This is a genomic window from Rhodococcus sp. R1101 (genome assembly GCF_000278445.1).
GTDB classification, from domain to species: Bacteria; Actinomycetota; Actinomycetes; order Mycobacteriales; family Mycobacteriaceae; genus Rhodococcus; species Rhodococcus gordoniae.
The window spans coordinates 1-2,234 of the sequence record NZ_AJVB01000574.1; the positions used below are offsets into that span (position 1 = coordinate 1).

General features: G+C 69.2%; 5 protein-coding genes. All 5 read right to left on the reverse strand.

Features of this window, described 5'->3' with window-relative positions:
* The coding region (locus R1101_RS0121775) for a hypothetical protein (RefSeq protein WP_016935357.1) at positions 1–291 on the reverse strand (291 nt) is incomplete at its 3' end.
* Between the two features lie 3 nt (positions 292–294).
* On the reverse strand, positions 295–729 hold the full coding sequence (locus tag R1101_RS0121780) for a DUF1707 SHOCT-like domain-containing protein (RefSeq protein ID WP_037224509.1): 435 nt from the start codon (positions 727–729) through the stop codon (positions 295–297).
* Positions 730–833: 104 nt separating this feature from the next.
* Positions 834–962: a hypothetical protein gene (locus tag R1101_RS31360; RefSeq protein WP_269726646.1), complete on the reverse strand. Its 129-nt coding sequence runs from the start codon at positions 960–962 to the stop codon at positions 834–836.
* Positions 941–1,213, reverse strand: a complete 273-nt coding sequence (locus tag R1101_RS31195; protein ID WP_016935360.1) for a DUF1707 domain-containing protein — start codon at positions 1,211–1,213, stop codon at positions 941–943. The genes R1101_RS31360 and R1101_RS31195 overlap by 22 nt, the downstream gene beginning before the upstream one ends.
* Positions 1,214–1,348: 135 nt before the next feature.
* On the reverse strand, positions 1,349–2,234 hold an 886-nt coding region (locus tag R1101_RS0121790; protein ID WP_016935361.1), incomplete at its 5' end, for a biotin/lipoyl-containing protein.

The following is a 2,234-nucleotide window of genomic DNA, read 5'->3' on the forward strand; positions in this document are numbered from 1 at the left end:
GAGATCGGCGCACCAGTCCCAGAACGACCCGGAGCGCCGGACCGCGACGGTGGCCTGGAGGATCTCCGTCAGCACGCCGTAGAGACCCAGCCACACCACGGTGACGACGGGGGAGATCCGTGCGTAGCGGGAACACAGCGCGAGGGCCACGAACATCAACGCGTGCGTGACCTTGTCGGCATGGGGAGGACCGCTCGGCACGGTACCGCCGGGAGAGAGCAGCATCGCGGTGATGACGACGACCGCGAGGATCAGGGGCAGAGCGCGGTGCCGGAGGAGCGTGGACGGCACGGTTCAGGCGTTCTTCTTCTCACCACGGTGGGTGTCGGCGTCGTCGGTGCTGTGCCCGTCCCGGTCGCGACCGGCGAACAGGACGATGCCCACGGCGGGGATCAGGAGGAAGAACAGCCACGTGTCGAAGGTGAAGAACAGCACGAGCGCGACCAGCGGCGTCAGGCCCATCACGACCTCGCGCCACCGCTCGGGATCCTTCTTCGGGATGATCACCGGAAGGTCGTCCCGGGTCGTGGCCGAGCTATCGGTGAGGTGGGCGGGCAGGTCGGTGAACAGCACGTCGAGATCACCGCGCATCGTGGCCGCCGACGCCTTCGCGCTGCGTTCGTCGAATTCCGACAGTGTCAGCCGGCCGAGCGCGAAGTGTTCGCCGAGCAGGTCGAGCGCCTCACTGCGTTCGGCGTTGCCGATCCGGATGTCGGGGTGTTCGGGCATGCCGGTCACCCTAACCTGTGGCGTCGGAGCGGCGACAGACACGGGCATCTCCCGGGATGCTGTGATTTCCGCGACAGCAGAAAGGGCGGCCGGGCACCGGACGGTCAGGACGGGCCGCGTCCTTCACCGAGCAGCCGGTAGGCACGGCGACCCGCGACGAACAACACCCCGAAGGCGATGAGCAGCGCGATCGGATGCCGGAGGACGACGATCACGAGCAACGCGACGAGCACGAACGGCACCAGGGTGAGCAGTTGTTCCGCGAGATCGCGGGGTCCGGGGAGGGGGCCACCACGGCCGGCGCCGAAGGCAGATCGGCGAAGAGGGGAACCAGATCGCCGCGCACTGTGGCCTGCGTCGCGAGCGCGACCCGCTCGTCGAACTCCGCCAGGCCGAGGCGCCCCGCGGCGAAGTGCTCACCGAGCAGCGCTACGGCTTCCTCACGCTCGGCGGTGCCGATGCGGATCTCGGGACGGTCGGCCATGTCTCCAGGCTAATAGCTTTCACGCGCGGAAGCCGGACCGTGACGCCGGATGACACCCGGATACAGCGACGGTCCCCCGCATCGTGAGCGATGCGGGGGACCGTCGGGGATCTGCTGTGTTACTCGATCGCCGTATTACTTGATCTCGGTGAGGACGGTGCCCTGGGTGACCGCGGCACCCGGCTCGACCGCGAGGCCGGTGACGACGCCCGCCTTGTGGGCGTTGACCGGGTTCTCCATCTTCATGGCCTCGAGCACGGCGATGAGTTCGCCCTCGGCGACCTCCTGGCCTTCGGCGACCGCGACCTTGACGACGGTGCCCTGCATGGGGGCGGTCACCGCATCGCCCGACGCCTTGCCGGCGCCGCCGCCGCCGCGCTTGCGGGGCTTGGGCTTCTTGCGGATCACGCCGGCGCCGCCGCCGTTACCGCCGAGCGAGAACTGGCCGGGCAGCGACACCTCGACGCGGCGTCCGCCGACCTCGACGACGACGTTCTGACGCGGCAGTGCCTCGTCCTCGTCCTCGATCGGGGCACCACCGGTGTACGGCTCGATGGTGTTGTCCCACTCGTTCTCGATCCACTTGGTGTAGACGTCGAACTTCTCGCCGTCGCCGACGAAGGCCGGGTTCTCGACGATGTGGCGGTGGAACGGGATGACCGTGGCCAGACCGTCGACCTCGAACTCCGCCAGCGCGCGGGCGGCGCGCTGCAGCGCCTGCTCGCGGGTCTCACCGGTGACGATCAGCTTGGCGAGCATCGAGTCGAACTGGCCGCCGATGACGTCGCCCTGGACGACACCCGAGTCGACGCGCACACCGGGGCCCGTGGGCTCCTTGTAGACGGTGATCGGGCCGGGGGCGGGAAGGAAGCCGCGACCGGCGTCCTCACCGTTGATGCGGAACTCGAAGCTGTGGCCGCGCGGGGTCGGGTCCTCGGTGAGCTCGAGCTTCTCGCCGTTGGCGATGCGGAACTGCTGACGCACGAGGTCGATGCCGGCGGTCTCCTCGGTGACCGGGTGC